This window comes from Aliivibrio sp. 1S128 (genome assembly GCF_001691065.1).
In the GTDB taxonomy this organism is placed as follows: Bacteria; Pseudomonadota; Gammaproteobacteria; order Enterobacterales; family Vibrionaceae; genus Aliivibrio.
Genome location: NZ_MAJV01000179.1, coordinates 20,073 through 37,981, shown reverse-complemented (window position 1 = coordinate 37,981; position 17,909 = coordinate 20,073). Strand labels below are relative to the sequence as shown.

Annotated in this window: 20 protein-coding genes; 7 read left to right on the top strand and 13 right to left on the bottom strand. The window is 38.4% G+C overall.

Going from position 1 to position 17,909, the window contains the following annotated elements; translation table 11 throughout:
- Positions 1 to 75: 75 nt before the first annotated feature.
- Complete coding sequence (locus A6E03_RS19255; RefSeq protein ID WP_065601554.1) at positions 76 to 1,155, bottom strand: site-specific integrase; 1,080 nt, start codon at positions 1,153 to 1,155, stop codon at positions 76 to 78.
- A 244-nt stretch (positions 1,156 to 1,399) separates the two neighbouring features.
- Here A6E03_RS19255 and dusA point away from each other — a divergent pair, with 244 nt between their 5' ends.
- From dusA to A6E03_RS19225, 6 genes are all read left to right on the top strand, one after another.
- Complete coding sequence (gene dusA / locus A6E03_RS19250) at positions 1,400 to 2,380, top strand: tRNA dihydrouridine(20/20a) synthase DusA (RefSeq protein ID WP_065601553.1); 981 nt, start codon at positions 1,400 to 1,402, stop codon at positions 2,378 to 2,380.
- A gap of 113 nt (positions 2,381 to 2,493) precedes the next feature.
- Positions 2,494 to 3,189, top strand: coding sequence for a TIGR04219 family outer membrane beta-barrel protein (locus A6E03_RS19245; RefSeq protein ID WP_065592221.1), 696 nt, complete (start codon positions 2,494 to 2,496; stop codon positions 3,187 to 3,189).
- A 144-nt stretch (positions 3,190 to 3,333) separates the two neighbouring features.
- Positions 3,334 to 3,564, top strand: a complete 231-nt coding sequence (locus A6E03_RS19240; RefSeq protein WP_065592220.1) for a hypothetical protein — start codon at positions 3,334 to 3,336, stop codon at positions 3,562 to 3,564.
- A gap of 133 nt (positions 3,565 to 3,697) precedes the next feature.
- The gene (locus tag A6E03_RS19235; RefSeq protein WP_065601552.1) at positions 3,698 to 5,518 is read left to right on the top strand and encodes an assimilatory sulfite reductase (NADPH) flavoprotein subunit; all 1,821 of its coding nucleotides are present in this window, start codon (positions 3,698 to 3,700) and stop codon (positions 5,516 to 5,518) included.
- Positions 5,518 to 7,248 (top strand): assimilatory sulfite reductase (NADPH) hemoprotein subunit, encoded by a 1,731-nt coding sequence (cysI, locus tag A6E03_RS19230; RefSeq protein WP_065592218.1) that lies wholly within the window; start codon positions 5,518 to 5,520, stop codon positions 7,246 to 7,248. The genes A6E03_RS19235 and cysI overlap by 1 nt, the downstream gene beginning before the upstream one ends.
- Positions 7,241 to 8,002, top strand: a complete 762-nt coding sequence (locus A6E03_RS19225) for a phosphoadenylyl-sulfate reductase (RefSeq protein WP_065592217.1) — start codon at positions 7,241 to 7,243, stop codon at positions 8,000 to 8,002. The genes cysI and A6E03_RS19225 overlap by 8 nt, the downstream gene beginning before the upstream one ends.
- 73 nt (positions 8,003 to 8,075) lie before the next feature.
- Here A6E03_RS19225 and A6E03_RS19220 read toward each other — a convergent pair whose 3' ends face one another.
- Together A6E03_RS19220 and A6E03_RS19215 are read right to left on the bottom strand one after the other, a co-directional pair.
- The gene (locus A6E03_RS19220) at positions 8,076 to 8,540 is read right to left on the bottom strand and encodes a DUF2780 domain-containing protein (RefSeq protein WP_065592216.1); all 465 of its coding nucleotides are present in this window, start codon (positions 8,538 to 8,540) and stop codon (positions 8,076 to 8,078) included.
- A gap of 123 nt (positions 8,541 to 8,663) precedes the next feature.
- Positions 8,664 to 9,284 (bottom strand): FKBP-type peptidyl-prolyl cis-trans isomerase, encoded by a 621-nt coding sequence (locus A6E03_RS19215; RefSeq protein WP_065592215.1) that lies wholly within the window; start codon positions 9,282 to 9,284, stop codon positions 8,664 to 8,666.
- Positions 9,285 to 9,423: 139 nt separating this feature from the next.
- Between A6E03_RS19215 and A6E03_RS19210 the strand changes: the two genes are divergently transcribed.
- Positions 9,424 to 10,092, top strand: a complete 669-nt coding sequence (locus tag A6E03_RS19210) for a LysM-like peptidoglycan-binding domain-containing protein (protein WP_065592214.1) — start codon at positions 9,424 to 9,426, stop codon at positions 10,090 to 10,092.
- Between the two features lie 25 nt (positions 10,093 to 10,117).
- Here the strand turns inward: A6E03_RS19210 and A6E03_RS19205 are convergent, their stop codons facing one another.
- The 10 genes from A6E03_RS19205 to A6E03_RS19160 all read right to left on the bottom strand — a co-directional run bounded on the left by A6E03_RS19205 (position 10,118) and on the right by A6E03_RS19160 (position 17,839).
- Positions 10,118 to 10,966, bottom strand: a complete 849-nt coding sequence (locus A6E03_RS19205; protein WP_065601577.1) for a DMT family transporter — start codon at positions 10,964 to 10,966, stop codon at positions 10,118 to 10,120.
- A 19-nt stretch (positions 10,967 to 10,985) separates the two neighbouring features.
- Positions 10,986 to 11,438, bottom strand: a complete 453-nt coding sequence (locus tag A6E03_RS19200) for a GNAT family N-acetyltransferase (protein WP_065601551.1) — start codon at positions 11,436 to 11,438, stop codon at positions 10,986 to 10,988.
- Between the two features lie 65 nt (positions 11,439 to 11,503).
- Complete coding sequence (locus A6E03_RS19195) at positions 11,504 to 12,073, bottom strand: Crp/Fnr family transcriptional regulator (RefSeq protein ID WP_065592212.1); 570 nt, start codon at positions 12,071 to 12,073, stop codon at positions 11,504 to 11,506.
- Positions 12,074 to 12,095: 22 nt separating this feature from the next.
- Complete coding sequence (locus tag A6E03_RS19190; protein ID WP_065601550.1) at positions 12,096 to 13,853, bottom strand: lysophospholipid acyltransferase family protein; 1,758 nt, start codon at positions 13,851 to 13,853, stop codon at positions 12,096 to 12,098.
- Positions 13,854 to 13,856: 3 nt separating this feature from the next.
- Positions 13,857 to 14,312: a hypothetical protein gene (locus A6E03_RS19185; RefSeq protein WP_065592210.1), complete on the bottom strand. Its 456-nt coding sequence runs from the start codon at positions 14,310 to 14,312 to the stop codon at positions 13,857 to 13,859.
- Positions 14,313 to 14,354: 42 nt separating this feature from the next.
- The gene (locus tag A6E03_RS19180; protein ID WP_065592209.1) at positions 14,355 to 14,795 is read right to left on the bottom strand and encodes a YHS domain-containing (seleno)protein; all 441 of its coding nucleotides are present in this window, start codon (positions 14,793 to 14,795) and stop codon (positions 14,355 to 14,357) included.
- An 18-nt stretch (positions 14,796 to 14,813) separates the two neighbouring features.
- Positions 14,814 to 15,560, bottom strand: a complete 747-nt coding sequence (locus A6E03_RS19175; protein ID WP_065601549.1) for an NRDE family protein — start codon at positions 15,558 to 15,560, stop codon at positions 14,814 to 14,816.
- A complete protein-coding gene (locus A6E03_RS19170) occupies positions 15,560 to 16,102 on the bottom strand; it encodes a hypothetical protein (protein WP_065601548.1) in 543 nt (180 codons plus the stop codon). The genes A6E03_RS19175 and A6E03_RS19170 overlap by 1 nt, the downstream gene beginning before the upstream one ends.
- A 16-nt stretch (positions 16,103 to 16,118) precedes the next feature.
- Entirely contained in the window at positions 16,119 to 17,249 is a 1,131-nt protein-coding gene (locus A6E03_RS19165; protein ID WP_065601547.1) for a D-alanine--D-alanine ligase, read from the bottom strand.
- On the bottom strand, positions 17,249 to 17,839 hold the full coding sequence (locus A6E03_RS19160; protein WP_065601546.1) for a DedA family protein: 591 nt from the start codon (positions 17,837 to 17,839) through the stop codon (positions 17,249 to 17,251). The genes A6E03_RS19165 and A6E03_RS19160 overlap by 1 nt, the downstream gene beginning before the upstream one ends.
- Between the last annotated feature and the right edge of the window lie 70 nt (positions 17,840 to 17,909).

Sequence of the window (17,909 nt, the reverse complement as noted above, 5' to 3'; positions counted from 1 at the left end):
AAAAACAAAAAAAATTATCAGCAAGAATGAAATTTGTGATTAAAATCACTCTTGCTTGTTTTTTGTTCTAATAATTTAGATGTTGTGAGAATGATTGTGAAGCTCTGTAACACTAATTCGAAGATAGATATTATTCAGTACATTAATATCTCGATGTCCAGTGATTTTTGATATTTCGACAATATTCAACCCCCTTTCAAAAAGTTGGCAGGCGCCTTCAGCTCTCAGATCGTGGTAATGTAGATCTATAAGGGATTGCTCTTTGCACATTCGTTGCCAAGCTGCGCTAATAGAAGGTGAGTTATACGGAAAAATTCGCTCATCAATCTTTGGTTGGCGTTGAATAATTTCTAGAGCTTCAAGAAATAGTGGAATAGTGCAGTGGTTGCCCCGCTTGTTACGAGGATCTTTACGGTCTCGGATCGTTAGAGTGGAAGTATCGATGTTTAAATCATTCCATGTCACGCGAGTGATCTCTCCAAGCCTCATGCAAGTCAAAATAGATATGTGAAAAATATCGACAAGGGGTATATGCGATGCTCTGTGGCTTTGACGTTTGAGTAAACCTTCTTCAGCCAGTTGCAGCTCTTCCTTTGTCGGGCGTCGATCTCGTCTATTGCTGCGGCCTATTAAACCATATTTAACCAAGGTTGGGATTGCTTCGTTATGGGCATGAATATTTGCTTTATAACCAAAAATTGGCCCTGCAACATTGATGACGCCACGCAGGTAGGTGATATCTTGATAGACAGTCTGGGGCAGGGGGGCATTTGGCTCATTGAGACGTTCACGGCAATGACGAACCAAGTGCATAGCATTTAACTCATCAGCTTGTACTAATGCTATGTCGTAACTGCGTAATCGTTGTAATACCGCAGCTTTTGAGCGGCCTAAATTTTTTGACGTGATGCTGTCGTTTAAATAAAGATTGATCAGATCACCGAGAAGGATACTTTTTCTTGGCATATCTATATTGGGAACACCGTCTTCATTTAACTCTTTGAGTATCTCTTTAGCCCAATCTTGCGCTTGAGTCTTTTTAGCAAAGGTTTTTGATTTTTCAAATATGCGCTTGTTATTGCGTATTTCTCGCACTCTGGCTTTGTATTTGACACCTGTTTTTCGCTGTATTTTTTCAATGTTTATTGTAGCCATATTTAACCTCTGTAATTTGGGTGTATAAATAAAGAGGTGCTACGGCGTGTGTTGTTTTTGTTATCATCGTTGAAGCATTTTCTGTTGGCAGTTATAATCCGCTCTTCGAACGATTAATAGGGGGTTTTTCACGTCCCCTATTCCGTCCCCTATTGTCAAAATAAGTCAAAATAGGATAAAATATATTGCAATGCCCCTAAGTGGTATTCGATGTAACTACTTAATACTTAAGGATTTTTGTAATATGCATCCACTACAACGTTTTTCTGTCGCTCCTATGCTTGATTGGACCGATCGTCATTGCCGCTATTTTCATCGCCAATTATCAGAGAATGCTCTGTTATATTCAGAGATGATTACGACGGGTGCTATTATTCATGGGAAAGGAGACTTTCTTGCTTACAATGACGAAGAGCATCCACTGGCATTGCAATTAGGGGGATCAAACGCGAAAGATTTAGCTCATTGTGCGAAATTAGCAGCTGATCGCGGTTACGATGAGATTAACTTAAATGTTGGTTGTCCGTCAGATCGAGTTCAAAATGGTCGTTTTGGTGCTTGCTTAATGTCAGAGCCAGAATTGGTTGCTGAATGCATTGCAGAAATGAAAGCGGTTGTTGATATTCCAGTAACAGTGAAGACTCGCATAGGTATTGATGATCAAGATAGCTATGAGTTTTTAACTCGCTTTGTATCTACTGTTCATGAAAAAGGCGGTTGTGATCAATTTACCATCCATGCGCGTAAAGCGTGGCTGAGTGGATTAAGTCCTAAAGAAAACCGTGAGATCCCACCGCTTGATTACCCTCGAGCGTATCAAATTAAGAAAGATTTCCCTCAACTGATCATTGCTGTGAATGGTGGAATTAAAACACTTGAAGAAGCAAAAGAACATTTAGCGCATTTAGATGGAGTGATGATTGGTCGTGAAGCGTATCAGAGCCCATACTTATTAGCAGAAGTAGACCAACAATTATTTGGTAGTGATAAACCAATTAAAAAACGTCGTGAAATTGTTGAATCGATGTATCCGTACATTGAGCGTCAATTAGAAAATGGCGCACATTTAGGCCATATCACGCGTCATATGTTGGGTTTATTCCAAAGCATGCCAGGTGCAAGACAATGGCGTCGTTATATCAGTGAAAATGCGCATAAACCAGGTTCAGGTATTGAAGTGGTTGAAGCTGCTTTAGCTAAGATCCCTGCTGAATTAGACGTATAAAGTTTATACGATAGTTAATAGATTCGTGATATAAAAAAGAAGAGTACATAAATAAACCAAATCGTTTATTATGACCGAATATGAACAAATAGCGTCGCAAATGGAGACTACGCATGAACAAATTATCCCTCAGTACTGTTGTTGCTTCTGCTGCTTTACTATTGGCAGTACCTGCACATTCAGAAGAGAAGGAATTTACTACTAAGGTTGAAATTGATGCGTGGTTCCCTGATGCAAAAGTTGGATCTAAAGATAATGCGGTTCGTGAAAATGACGTAAATGCTTCGCAAGCATTCTCTATTGCATTTGAGCACCCATACCCAATCTTACCGAATGTAAAAGTGCGTTACACCCCAGTTAAATCGGATCGTTTTGAATATGATCAAATCGATTACACTGGTTACTACAAATTATTAGACACTAATGGTCTTCAGTTTGATGTAGGTTTAACGTTAACGCAGTTTGCTAATGGTGAATTTAATAAAGGTGGCTCTGTTGATCCAGCTCAACCAGCAGATCAAAGCTTTAGTGAAACGGCAATGAACATGTATGCTGATGCGTCACTGCATATCCCAAACACAAACTTCCATATTTTTGGTCAGTATGATTTTGGTAGCAGCAGTGATACTCGAACGATGGATGGCCAAGCAGGAGTTAAATATATTCTTCCTGTGGATGCTGTTGATGTTGAGTTTAAAATCGGTTATCGCGTAATGGATCATGAGTTTGGTTATTTTGAAGGTTTTGATAGTGACCAAGCGAATGTAATGGTCGATGGTTGGTTTGGTGGTTTGTCATTTGATTTTTAATCAGAGACATCAAGAATATTAAAAATAGCGACTCAAGAGATTGAGTCGCTATTTTTTTATTTTAAATTTGCTCAATTTCAGTTTATTGCCCATGCTTATAGAATGGATATTACTATGATATTCATATTTGGTAAGGATGCAGTTATGACGACATTAAGTGAATTAAAATTGATGTACCAAGAAGATCAATTAGTTGAAGCAGTCATTGAGCCGGTGATAGTTGAAGATTCTTGGATTGTAGAATTTCGCCATGTACGTGGAGGCCTTGTTTTACTTACGGATTTTAAAGGTGGAGAAATGAAATACAGGGATTTAGAGTCTGCCTCAAAAAGCGCATTAGCGGTTGGATTTAATCAAGTCAGGATCAATGATTAATTTATTTTCAGCATAAATTACGTAACGCAAACTTTTCTTTCTTCCAAAAAGTTATAAAACATACCTATCTATTCTTTCTTGTTATAGAAAAGAGTCGCTAATCTAATGTGACGCAATGAATAGGGATGTCGTCATGTTATTAAAGGAACTCTCCGCACTCGCTAGCCCACTTAATGACCAACAAATAGGTCAGTTACAGTTAGCGGCTTCTGAATTATCTCCACAACAACTTGCTTGGGTAAGTGGTTATTTTTGGGGTGTCAGCCAAACATCTGGCGCAGCACAACCCATAAGCCAAGCCGCTGCGGCGGTATCAAGCGATCCTGCTGGTAAGTTATCAATTATTTATGCTTCTCAAACTGGCAATGCAAAAGGGGTGGCAGAAGCATTAAAAGCTGAAGCCTCAACAGCAGGTATTAAAGCTGAATTATTTGATGCTAGTGATTATAAAGGTAAAAACCTTGCTAAAGAAACTCATGTAATTATTGTCGCATCGACCAATGGTGAAGGTGAAGCACCTGATAATGCCATTGAGTTACATGAATTTCTTCAATCTAAAAAAGCACCTAAACTTGATAATTTAAAATATGGTGTCATTGGATTGGGTGACTCGAGTTACGAGTTCTTTTGCCAAACGGGTAAAGATTTTGATGCGTACTTAGCTAAGAAAGGGGCTACGCCATTTATTGAACGTATCGATCTCGATGTTGATTATGAAGCTTCAGCAGTTGAATGGCGTAAGCAGGCGTTAGATACAGTCAAAGACGCTCTTTCTGTAAAAACAGAACAAAGTGGACAGGTAGTTCAGTTACCTGTGGGCCAAGTAGCCCATGCATCCACTCAATATTCTAAACAAAATCCATATACCGCGACGTTACTGACAAGCCAAAAAATTACAGGCCGCGATTCAGGTAAAGATGTACGTCATATCGAACTTGACCTTGAAGGGTCAGGTCTTACTTACCAACCTGGTGATGCATTAGGAGTCTGGTTTAAAAACAGTGCTGAACTTGTTTCTGCTATTTTAAAACAAGTTAGATTAACAGGTGAAGAACAAGTTGAAATAGATGGAGAATCAATATCTCTTCAAAAAGCCTTAATTGAAAAATATGAAATCACATCAGCAAATCCACAACAAGTCAGCAAGTTTTCAGAGCTATCAGGCAGTAAAAAGCTAGAGAAGTTGGCACAAGATAAAGATAAGTTGCGCCAATACGCTGGCAATACTCAAGTCATTGATCTGTTATCAGAAAAGAAAACCCAATTAACGGCAGAGCAATTAGTGGGTTTACTGCGTCGTTTAACTCCTCGTTTGTATTCAATAGCTTCAAGCCAAACAGAAGTGGATGAAGAAGTGCATTTAACGGTTGCTGTTGTTGAATACAAACAAGGCGATGACACTCGATTTGGTGGAGCATCTAGTTTTCTATCTCATCGCCTAGAAGAGGGTGACGAAGTAAAAGTATTTATTGAACACAATAATAATTTCAAACTTCCTCAAGATGATAATGCCCCAGTGATCATGATTGGTCCTGGAACGGGTATTGCTCCTTTCCGTTCTTTTGTACAAGAGCGTGACAACCGTGATGCAGAAGGTAAAAACTGGTTATTCTTTGGTGATAGAACCTTCACGCAAGATTTCTTATACCAAGTTGAATGGCAAAAATACCTTAAGTCAGGCGTTGTAAATCAATTGGATGTCGCATTCAGTCGTGACCAACAAGAAAAAGTCTATGTACAGCATCGTATCTTAGAGCATTCAGCACAAGTGTGGCAGTGGCTGCAAGATGGCGCTTATATCTACGTGTGTGGTGATGCAACTAGAATGGCAAAAGATGTACATGACGCGTTAATTACGATTGTTGAGCAGCAAGGTAAAAAGAACAGAGAAGAAGCAGAACAATTTGTAAATGATCTGCGTAAGGCGAAACGTTACCAAAGGGATGTGTACTAATGAGCGAACAAATTGCAGTAAAAACAATCTTATCAGGCACTGATCTAGGCCCATTAGCAGATAACGAGCGTCTAAAACGTGAAAGTAACAACCTTCGAGGTACGATCGTAGAGGATCTTCAAGATCGCATTACGGGTGGCTTTACTAAAGATAACTTTCAATTGATCCGTTTTCACGGCATGTACCAACAAGATGACCGAGATATTCGAGCTGAGCGTGCAAAACAAAAATTAGAACCTCTGCATAACGTGATGCTTCGTGCACGTATGCCGGGTGGAATTATTACCCCAAAACAATGGTTAGCGATTGATAAATTTGCAGAAGAAAATACCTCGTATGGCAGCTTACGTTTAACAACGCGTCAAACCTTTCAATTTCACGGTGTTTTGAAACCAAACATTAAATTAATGCATCAAACATTGAATAGCATTGGCATTGATTCAATTGCAACAGCGGGTGATGTAAACCGAAACGTATTGTGTACGACTAATCCGGTGGAATCGGAGTTACATCAAGAAGCGTATGAATGGGCGAAAAAAATCAGTGAGCATTTATTACCAAAAACGCGTGCTTATGCTGAGATTTGGTTGGATGGTGAAAAATTAGAAACGACTGATGAAGAGCCTATTTTAGGCAGTAATTATCTTCCTCGTAAATTTAAAACGACCGTTGTGATCCCTCCGCAAAATGATGTTGATGTACACGCGAATGATTTGAACTTCATTGCCATTGCTAATAATGGGAAGCTTGTTGGTTTTAATGTTCTTGTGGGTGGTGGCCTTGCGATGACCCATGGTGATACCGCTACTTATCCTCGTAAAGCGGATGATTTTGGTTTTGTGTCACTAGAAAAAACGTTAGACGTAGCTGCTGCGGTGGTGACGACTCAGCGTGATTGGGGTAATCGTTCAAATCGTAAAAATGCAAAAACAAAATACACGTTAGATCGTGTTGGTGTGGATGTCTTTAAAGCGGAAGTCGAAAAACGGGCTGGTATTCAATTTGAAGCAAGCCGCCCTTATGAGTTAACAGAACGTGGTGATCGAATTGGTTGGGTGGATGGCATTGATGGTAAGCACCATCTTGCATTATTCATTGAAAATGGGCGTTTATTAGATTACCCGGGTAAGCCATTAAAAACCGGTGTGGCTGAGATTGCTAAGATCCACCAAGGTGATTTTAGAATGACAGCCAATCAAAACTTAATTGTTGCCGGTGTACCTGCTGAGCAAAAAGATCAGATAGAGCAAATTGCTCGAGAGCATGGCTTAATTGATGATGGGCATTCAGAACAACGTAAAAACTCAATGGCGTGTGTGGCGTTTCCCACTTGTCCATTAGCAATGGCAGAAGCAGAGCGTTTCTTGCCTGAGTTTGTAACTGAAATAGAAGACGTACTAAAAAAACATAAGCTACCAGAAGAAGATAATATTATTTTCCGTGTCACGGGATGCCCTAATGGGTGCGGTCGAGCAATGCTTGCTGAGATTGGTTTAATCGGTAAAGCTCCGGGTCGTTATAATTTCCATCTAGGGGGGAATCGCAGTGGTACTCGTGTTCCTAAAATGTACAAAGAAAATATAACGGATCGCCAAATCTTATCAGAGATTGATGAATTGGTTGGTCGTTGGGCAACTGAGCGTCAAGAGAATGAAGGCTTTGGTGATTTTACCATTCGAGCCGGAATTGTGGATGAAGTGAAAGTATCAAAAAGGGACTTTTATGCCTAAATTGCAATTATCAGAGCTGCTGTCATTACCAAAGGTAGAGCAAATATTACGTTTGTCAGAGGTTAATGCTGAGCTTGAAACACTGACAGCCGCAGAGCGAATTTTATGGGCGTTAGAAAACTTAGAAGGTAAACCTGCGGTTTCTTCTAGTTTTGGAATTCAAGCGGCAGTGATGTTGCAATTAGTCACTGATGCCAAATCGGATACACCTGTTATTTTGACCGATACAGGGTATCTTTTCCCTGAAACTTATCAGTTCATTGATGAATTAACTCAGCGTCTTAATTTGAATCTACAAGTATTTACAGCGGATGAAAGCCCTATGTGGCAAGAAGCGCGTTACGGTAAATTATGGGAACAAGGTGTTGATGGACTTAAACACTATAATCGTTTAAATAAAGTTCAACCGATGAGAAGAGCCTTGGATCAATTAAACGTTAGTATTTGGTTCTCTGGCTTACGTCGTGATCAATCAAGTTCTCGTGCTCATTTACCTATTTTAAGTATTCAAAATGGGGTCTTTAAGTTTTTACCTGTTATCGACTGGAGTAATAAAGAGGTTCATTACTTTTTAGAACAACGAGATTTACCTTATCATCCATTAAAAGAAGAAGGGTATTTATCTGTTGGTGATACGCACACTACTCAGAAATGGGAACCAGGAATGAAAGAAGAAGAGACTCGATTTTTTGGATTAAAGAGAGAGTGTGGATTGCATGAAGATGATGCTGAAACGGGCGGTTCTGGCATTTAAACTATTTTAGGTAGTAAATTAATAAAAAAGACAGCATTTATTGCTGTCTTTTTTTGCATGTATTAAGAATAAATTATTTCCACAATGACGTTAACGAATCTAATAGACCTGAGCTTGCATCTTGAGATGTTAGGTATTGTGTAATTAAAGGAGTGAATTGTGAGATAAGTGCAGGATCTAAACCTAGAGCAGAGAACGCTGCTTTTACACTGTCCATATTAGAAATCATGCTGCCTAATCCGCCAGGGATTGCACCAGTTAAAGAGTCTAGTCCTGGGATCATGCTATTTAGTTCTGAGTTTTCAGAACTAGATAGGCCACTACCTGCCATTGCTAATAATGCACCAGCACCACCAGCGGCTTGATCTGCAGAAATACCAAGATTATCAGTTAACATTCCTACTAATGGGTTAGAGGCGGTAGCTTCTTCTGTTTTTACTTCATCATCGCCACCAAATAGGCTTGATAAGAAAGCATTTGCAGGGGCGGCAGCAGTAAGTGAAAGCGCTAAGGTCGATAGAATTAACGTTTTTTTCATTGTCATTTCCTTTTAACATGTTGGTTTTGTTTTCATAACATTATAGTTAAAGTATGACACAAAAAAAAGCGATGCCTATTGGCATCGCTTTTTAATTTTGTTTTTAATCTTTTTTGAGAAAGATTAAAGGATGTCTAGTAGTTCTACTTCAAATACTAGAGCAGCATATGGAGGGATTGCAGCGCCAGCGCCACGTTCGCCATACGCTAGATCTTGTGGAATAGAAAGTTTCCACTTAGAACCTACAGGCATTAGTTGAAGAGCTTCAACCCAACCAGCAATAACGCCAGTTACTGGGAATTCAGCAGGTTGACCGCGCTCTACAGAGCTGTCAAATACTGTACCGTCAGTTAGCATACCGTGGTAATGAACACGTACTGTTTTATCAGAAGTTGGAATCTCACCAGTACCTGCAGTTAGTACTTCATATTGAAGACCAGATTCAAGTACAGTTACTTCTGAACGAAGAGCGTTATCAGCTAGGAACGCTTCGCCATCAGCAGCAGCAGCTTTAGATGCTTCTGCGCGAGCTTCTTCAGCACGCATGTGAAGTGCTTGAAGCGCTTCATTGATAGCGTCAACTTCGATTTCTGGCATGTCGCCAGTTAGTGAAGTTGCGATGCCTTTAGCGATAGCTGCAACGTTTAGGCCTTCAAGACCAGATTGTGCAAGTTGTTGACCCATTTGAAGGCCAATACCGTAGCTTGCTCTTTGCTCTACTGTTTCTAATTTAACTTCAGACATGCTGTCTCTCTTTCTTTATATGGTATAAACGAAAGACTAAAGGATACAGAGATCTAAGCTTAAGGTAAACTTTTGTACTTCTTTGCACTCTGATATTAGAATAAAACGTGAGCTAACCAGTTTCGCATGAGGCGATGGCATGAATAAAAAAAATAAAATGAACATAAAGCGTTCAGATTTTTCTGAGCAGTTGGCTGTACTTAAGAAAAAGTGTGAACCTCTAACTGAAAACGTGTCACCTTATTGGCAGCGTTTACCTGTCTTTCATCAAAAAGCATTACGTATTTTAGTGCCGGTTACTTTTATTTTATTTTTGCTGCCAAGTGGTGCTAAAGAAGAGGTTGAGAGTATTCAGCCTACGATGATCTCTGCGCCTGAAATGGAGAGGCAAAGTGTCAGTTTGAATCTTGAAGGATTGAGTGAGCAAGAGGATGCACTTCGTAACGCGCCTTCTTCTTATGAAGTAGAACAAGAAAAAGAAACAAGAGAAGCAGATCCAGTAGAGAACACAACGGAAGTGAAAATATCTCAACCCACTCAAAGTGCTGCAAAATGGCATGATTATCAAATTCAAGCCGGTGATACACTTTATCAAGTATTTAGGAAAAATAACCTTCCACTAACCGAATTAAATAAAGTAGTAAAAATAGAAGGGGCAGATAAACCGCTAAGTAACATAAAAAAAGGCCAGCTATTTCGTTTTAAACTTAATCAACAAGGCGAGTTAGATATTCTTCAAATAGAACGAGATAACCAAGCTGTCATGTACTTTAGAATGTCTGATGGTAATTTTGGGCGCAGTAAGTAACGCCCCATTTAACGTTATACAATGATTATCTTTCTCTTATTTTCTTTAACCAAGTTTTAGGCATAAGAGGAAGGATGATGAGTGAAATGCCTGCGATGGTTAATAAATCTGGCACTTCATCAAACCACATCACCCCAAATAGAACGACAAAAATTAATCCTGAATATTCAGCTAACGATATTTGAGTTGCTGGTGCCTTTTTATATGCAATAGTTGCGAGACCATTGTAACTAATAATAAAGGTAGCACTCAATGCGATCCAAAAAAACGCATTATGAGTTAATGGCTGCCAGTAAAACCAAGCTAAACTTCCCGACACTGGTAGAGATAATAAGGTTGTCCAAAATAGGGTGGTTATCACCGATTGTTCATTCGGTATTTTTCGAACCAAAATATTGTATGACGCTAGAGTCATTGCCGTTCCTAGCGCAAAAATTGCCGCCCAATGAAATTGAGAGGGGCGTAAAATAATAAGAACGCCAATAAATCCAATCACGGTTTGAAGTACTTTTTTAGCTGATGGTCTTTCATTGAGTAACAGCATTGAAAGCGGGATCATTAATAATGGAGCGGTATAAAAAACAGCATTGGCAGTAGCAAGAGATAAATAAGTAATAGAAACGACCATGCAACCACTGCCAATTAAGAGAATATGACCTCTTAATGCGGTTATTTTTGGGTTACTTAACCTTCTTGATGTCGAAGATTGGCGCACCCAAAATGGAAACAGGAGAGTAAGAGAGATTAATTGGCGTAGAAAAATATATTGAAATGGTGAGACGCCACCATCAAGAACTTTTACTGCGACATCAGACAGCGATGCCAATAAATTACCTAATATAAGTAAGGCAATAGCGAGGTTAACTGGCGTCATCATTGGTTTCATTTTAGTACTACTTAGCTAATCGCATATCAACATGAGGAATATCATCCTCAAGATACATATCAGAAATAACGTTAAAACCATGCTTTTGATAAAAGTGGCTTAAATGTTCTTGAGCGCCAATATCAATGGTCTCTCCTGGCCATAATTCCTCGCATAATACGAGAGCTTGTGAGATAAGCTCATGCCCTAAGCCATTGCCTCTGGCTGTTTCTTTTGTTGCTACGCGACCAATACTAGGGTTGGCATAACTCACACCCGCAGGAAGTAGGCGAGCACAAGCGACCATCTCATTATGCTGAGTTCCAATTAAATGATAAACGCCTTCATGGCAATCCTTACCATCTAATTCTGGGTATGGACAGGTTTGTTCAACCACAAAGACATCAACTCTTAAACGAAGCAGTTCATACAGTTGCGCAGTAGTTAAGTTATTAAATGGTATTTTTTGCCAATGGGTCATAGAAATTATCGTAGTGAAAAAAGAAGATCATCAAGATACCTATTTTCCCTTTTTTAGGCATTAACTTATGTTAACTTTCTTATTCTATTTTTAATACGGCTTAAACTGATATGAGTAATACCAAGATAGGCAGCAACTTGGTAGTCACTTAATTGGGCTCGAAGGTCTGGGTAGTTTTGGCAGAAGATTTCGTAACGAGATTGGGGGGAGTAAAGTAACATAAAGCGTTCTTTTCTCTCTTTATAAACTAATTGAGTTTCGATTAGTTTCAGATAAAAAGGATGCGGTAGTGATCGCCATTGATGAATATACTCAATAGGCAGGGATAAGAGCGTTGTTGCGGTTAGTGTTTCTAACGTATAGGGAGACTTTTCATTATTTATGACGCCTTCAAACCCAACAACCCAATCGCCTTTCCAGTAAAACTCTTTATTGAATGCCTTACCGTGCACCGTTAAATATGAAGCGTGGCAAAGTCCTTCTAATAAGAAATAAAAGGATTTTGAATGATCATTTTGTTTTGCAATGACGTGTTTCGGTTTTAAATATTCTAACTTACTACTGCTGATTAATTTTTCAATGTCATCAGCAGTGAAATTATAATGTTGAAGTTGGTTAATAAAGTCACTGAGCATGAGTAAATAGCTCTAAATATGTTTAATTATTATGATGCTTTTCAAGGTAGCACATTGCTTCTTCTTTCCCCATGTATTTACTTAATGTTTTGTGTGGCACATTACTCATATCGACCACAATTAATCCATCCAAAGCGTCATTAAAATCCGGATCAACATTAAAACAAACTAACTTACCATTGAGCCCGATGTATTGGCGAAGTAAAACGGGTAAGCCTTTTCCTTTTTCGATACGACTTAATACTTTTGATAGCAGTTTTAAATCACCCAGTAGAGAAAGCATATCGCCATTCCATACTTTTTTTATTATTGGTTTTAGGGGAGTGGTGGCCGACACTAATGCGGCTTTTTCATTATCGTAATGATGAATAGTCAGTGTTGATGCAATTAATTGACGAGCAGATAAACTGTAATCATTACTGATACTGACTGGGCCAAATAAATGGGTGTATTTAGGTCGCTGATAAACGAATGTTGAAATCCCTTTCCATAATAAAAGTAATGAACTGACATTTCGCTGATATTTTTTAGCTACAACAGATCGTCCAACCTCAATTGAATAATTTAACGTATCAATGAAAGGTTGTTGAAAGGTAAATAAACTGCGAGAGTACAAGCCGTCTAATCCAAATTCTGCAATTAATTCATCAACCAGACCTAATCGATACGATCCTACAATCTCTTTGTTTTCTTGGTGCCAAATAAATAAATGATAATAGTGTGTATCATAGTCATCTAAATCACACTCTAGCCCCGTGCCTTCACCAACGTCTCTAAATGTCACTTCTCTAATTCGACCTATCTCCTGAATCACATTAGGAATGGCTTGGCTTTTAGTGCAATAAACAGAAAGCCCATTCTGCTCTAATAGTTTAGCTTCTGTTGGAAGAGAATTAATGTCGTTTTCTAACGTTGAAATATCAATAGGTGCCATTATAGGAGCGGAATTGGGTAAGCTTGAATTCAATGTTGCGGTATCGTCAGTATTTGTCGCTAATAAATAAGTGTTTAATCTTAAATAATTAATCACCTCAATTGGAGAGTTAAAATTGGATAGTTCTTTATGAAGAATAGGATCACCAATAGAGAGATGAATCGTATTTTCTTTTTTATTGAGCATTTCACGCCCCAATAAAATCGTCCTTAACAAGGGATGAATTTTTCCAGCAAGGTAGAATCGTTGGCTATTTTTACCATCAATATAAATAGGAACAGCAGTGGCTTTGTGTTTTTCGATAAATTTTGCAGCTGAATAGCTCCAACGTTTATCTGATAGTAACTTTGTTTCTTTATCGTATGTTGACACCTCTCCAGCAGGAAAAATAATTAACACGCCGTCATTGTTTAAGTGTTGATGAGCTTCCCGTAAAGCGTTGGCATTCGTTTTTTTTGCCTGCTTTGTTTCAAAAACATCGACACCTATAAATAGATCACAAATTTCAGGAATTTGTTTTAAATATTCATTAGCTAATACTTTTACATCCGGTCGAACACGGCCCACCATTTCAGCTAAAATCACGCCCTCCAATGCTCCTAAGGGGTGATTTGCAATAATAACAACGGGGCCATTTTTTGGGATAGATGATAATTCACCTTGATGAATATCGTATGTCACATTTAAACAGTGAAGTGTATGACGCATGAATTCAAAACTGTTTAACCCTTGAGGGCAATCTTGATAATGTGCGTCTAGGCGATTTAACCCTGTTGCCCATTCAGCAAAGGATTCACCAAGACCAAAAGGGGTAACTCTAGGCAGTCGAAATGGACTTTCAGTCATAAACTATATTCCTTTTGGTTTAATAAACGAGGCTAAAAATCCATGTTGAGATTTAATGTCTTTAATCGAAAGAAAAGCACCACATAACCAAACTAAACAAGCCATTCCAAATAGTAACCCACCGTCATAGCCTATGATGTTCCCTGCCGAGTTAAACTCTGGCATCTGGATGCCAAGGGGAGTAAATAGATGAAAGAAAATTGCGCCACTCATTATTCCGACAGTCATGATTGCGCCTAATCCATGAAAACGAGTAAATAAAAGAATAGAGGCGATTAATTCTGCTGTACCGATTAAATAGCCTCCATAAGTACCAAACCAAGTTAAACCTGACCACTCAGCCAAGACACCAAAAATATGGTCAGTTTCATAAGATCCGGTGAACTTAAAAAACAATGATTGAATAAAAACAAAAGCGATAAAAACGGCTGGCCCATATTTAAGTAATTTTTCTTTCATCATGATGTCCTTTTATGAGAAATAAATATGTCTAATCAGGTGCTATTGTTTTAATAGCTTAGGCCAGTTTTGATCACCTTGTGCAATAAAGCCTGGAATGTCTCTTTCCCATAAACTTTTTACTTGTGCGTCATAATTTAAATACAGTTTGCCATCTACAATTGAAAATTGATTTGGATCGCCAGGTGCTCGATCATTTTTTTCTGCCACGGCCCACGCACAAAAACCACCATATTGAGGGGCGTATTTAGTCGGGTTAGCGGTGAATAAATCTGCGTTTTTTTGAGATGAAAAATACCAATCTGCACCCATATAAGAAGCAATAAATTCAGCGTTTCCTTTTTGTGGTTTTCCTTCAGTGAAGTAGCTAACGGTATCGTAACCATCAACCGCTTTGTTGCTAAAAAAACCAGTGTAAATAGCGTCTTCTGCAAAAGAAGATTGACTGAATAATAAAATAAATAAACACAATAATTTCTTCATAATCATTACCTTATATTATTAGCTATAGGAGTGAGTGGTGGCGAATGAATGGAAAGGAACATCATAGGCCAAATACTTTTTTGTTTGACATGGTGAACCTGAAAAATAGCGTAATGTATTGTTTTTATTATCTACAATAATGTGAGTAAAACTGACGGTTTGGGCATCTTGACGGTGCATGCAAGGAGACCGATGACCAAGCTTAGTATGATGATATTGGTGAAATTGATTGAGAGTGTGGCGGTTTATGCCTGAGTGAGTTAATTCTTTATAAATAGATAAACGATGTTTAATCACATTATCTGCATCGATTGAAGAGGAGATCATTGGGGAGCTTGGATTAATGGTATTAAATATTTCACCATCCCAACGAAACCCTTGGATATTATTTTTTTTAGTCGATTGGGTTGTATGGAAAATCAATAAAGTAAAAGAAGAAAAATGAGAGAGTTCTATGGTAGAAAGCGTGTCGTGAATTGATTTTATATCCTCACAAGAGGCTAATTTTTTAATAAGAAGACCGCGGCTTAATGCATTTTTTGGTGGTATTAAGCCTTGGTAATAATTTAAAAGACAAACTGAAATACCATGGTCATTGAGTGAAATCCAACTGCCGCCGCCGACGGGGTCAATAGGCATTATGTAATGGACATTATTTTCTTGGAAGGCCTGAGGTGCTAAAGCCTCAGAACGAGAACGTTGTTCATCACGATTAAAAAATAACTCGTAACCTGTTGGGGTCGTAAACCAAGAAACAGTGCACATTAGGCTTCTCCCCGTAGATAAGTCGTGGTTGTTGGTGCTAATCCAAAGGCTGATTGGGTATTTATGCCTATTGAGGTCGTAATTACTTTTATTAAAGCGTAATGATGAGAGGCGTGAAGAGAGGCGAAAGTAATTTCTCGTTCAATACTTGAAAGCATAATATGTTCTTGTTTTTCATATGGGGATACTTCGGTGAGTAATGATACGGAGGTGGTAAGGTTTTCAATCGGGAAATTAAGTAACCAACGGATCACCCCTTTAATTTCGTTAATGGCCATTTCCCTATTTTTTTCAATCTCATGACCTCGACGACGAATGTTGTAATTAATAGGTTCGGAGGTGTTTTTTTTCATTAAAGAGTGGAATAAATCTAAAATATGTCGGAAATGTTCGCCAATAGAACTTTCTACATACGGCAATGCAAGATGAACGTAATCGTTATCATTAATGGAATTTAAGAGAGAAATACCTTTTTCTAATTCATCAATACAACCGATGATAACGTGTGGTTGATGCTCTTCTTGTGGTACTTGTATTGGCATTAAAAACTCCTTTTATCTAATCGGTCGATGGATATTGAAGGGTTAATTGCTTCTCTTCTTTCCAAGCCGCCAATAATTCTTTTATTTTAGGAGAGTGATAACCTTGTTTTTTCTGTAGGGCACCAATTTCAAATAAAATTTTGTATTGAAGTAATAAGGTTGAAAAAATCGTTTTTAACGGTGTGTCTCTATCCCAGATATGGGCAGCCTCACTGCTTGCGCCATTTATTTCTAAAATTGTAAAGTCATCACCATTCATTAAAGCGTTAATATCTTTAAATTTCACATCAAGCCTACCGTAATGAAATCCCTCTAAATCATCAAAAATACCATCTAGACGTTGTGCTAGTTTATCTGTGATGTATTTGTTTCCATCCCTAAAAATAGAACCACGACTGTGACTACCCGCAAAAGCGAGTTGAAACTCGGTATCTTTTTCTAAAATGGTATTTAACATACTTTTATGACGAGGAAGGTATAGGTGAGCGAGTTGACCAGCTCTGCTGTCATTTTTTATCAGTTGCTCTAATGTACTAAGACCGTCACCAACAACCATTGGAGAATATTTAAGGGTAATGGAAATGATAGTTCCTTTTTTCTCATTTGGATAACGGACATAGAAAATTCCGGCTTCAGCGGAATAAGGGGCTTTTTCTTGAATTAAAAATCGAGCATTAATAGGAAACGAATTAAAATAATCAGTGAGTTGTTCCTGGGATTGAAGGAGTTTTACACCAACGCCTCGACAACCCAAATCAGGCTTCGCGACAACAGGGAAGAACAATTGGTGTTGATTCATTTCGTCGATAGCATTTTGGGTTTGTTGCTGTATTGCGCTTGCGGTAGTCGTGATGGTAATGAAAGGAGAGATCCATTGTTCTGCCACTGGACCCGCTAGAGTTAAAATATCGTGTTTAGATTCGCCCACCATACCACTTAGTTTTATGGATGGATTTGCAATAAGAGGAAGTGCAAAATCAAAATGTTTTAGCCCAAGAAAAAAGCTTTGAATAACAACGGGGGTATAAAAAAACCAACTAGGTAAAAACTCATAGGGAGAAATACTTCGATGAGAATCCTCTTCTAGTATCGGCATACCTGCATTTATATAGCCTTTAGCAATAGTATTAATTGAGTGATGCACCATTATGTTAATCCCTTTGATATTTTTTTCTTTGCGAATCGATTAGCAGCTAATAAAACGAGAGTCATCACTGGGATCATAATCCATTGATGCTCACTGGCTTGAACCCAGCGAGAGCTTCCTAAAAAATAAACCGTTGGAAAAACAATGGCTGTCCATGTGGCTGTCGCTCCCATTACTGCTGCAAAAAAAACAAAAACATTAATATTAAATATTCCGCTTAAGGTAAAACCTATGGTTCGTAATCCTGGGATGAATCGGATAATGAATAAATTAAGCATAGGATTAGATTGCAGTTTTTTCCTTAAGTAACGTAAATGAGTGTTGGTTAATGTTTTATATCGGATTAAACGGAAGCGTGTAGAGAGGCGACCTAAAAAGTATAAACCGAGATCACCACTAGCAATACCGATAAAAGCAGCCAGTAGGCCTATCGTAGGCGTAACCATTTCTTGTGCCGCTAAACTGGCCGCAGTGACAATTGCTAAGTCTTCAAGTAAATAAGAAAGTAAAATGATGCCTAGAAATAGAGAGAACTCAGAGCTGTGAGAAGTAAATAATGCGTCTTGTATGCAAGTAATTAAATTGTCCATACCCCCTCCTTTTTATGTCTTACTTAGAGTGGCATATATTAAATAAATGTAAATATTTGTATCTCATTTG